This window comes from Frankia tisae (assembly GCF_025403405.1).
In the GTDB taxonomy this organism is placed as follows: domain Bacteria; phylum Actinomycetota; class Actinomycetes; order Frankiales; family Frankiaceae; genus Frankia; species Frankia tisai.
The window spans coordinates 1-380 of record NZ_JANEZT010000876.1 but is presented as its reverse complement, the minus strand read 5'-3'; the positions used below and the strand labels follow the sequence as shown (position 1 = coordinate 380).

The window sequence follows — 380 nt, the reverse complement described above, 5'->3', positions numbered from 1 at the left end:
GTAGGCGGGGTGTCCGGTGTCGGTGAAGGTGATGGTCCAGCCGTCGTGGTGGATCTGCCGGTGGTGCTGGCCGCAGAGCAGGACAAGGTTGTGGAGGGCGGTGGCACCCTCGTTTTTCCAGTGGATGACGTGGTGTGCTTCGCACCATGAGGGGGGTCTGTCGCAGCCCGGGAAGGTGCAGCCGCGGTCGCGGGCGATCAGGGCGCGGCGCATCTGTGGGGGGACGGTTCTGTTGGTGTGGCCGACGTCGAGGGGGATCCCGGCGGGGGTGAGGATGATCCGGGTGATTTCGGCGTCGCAGCTCAACCGGGCGAGGGTGCTGTGGGGTAGGGGAAGGCCCCAGCTGGTGGTGGCGGGGATGGTGCCCGAGGCGAGCAGGG

Annotated in this window: 1 protein-coding gene; it reads right to left on the bottom strand. The window is 68.9% G+C overall.

What is annotated here, in order from left to right; translation table 11 throughout:
• The coding region (locus tag NBZ85_RS32085; RefSeq protein WP_261563544.1) for an HNH endonuclease signature motif containing protein at positions 1 to 380 on the bottom strand (380 nt) is incomplete at both ends.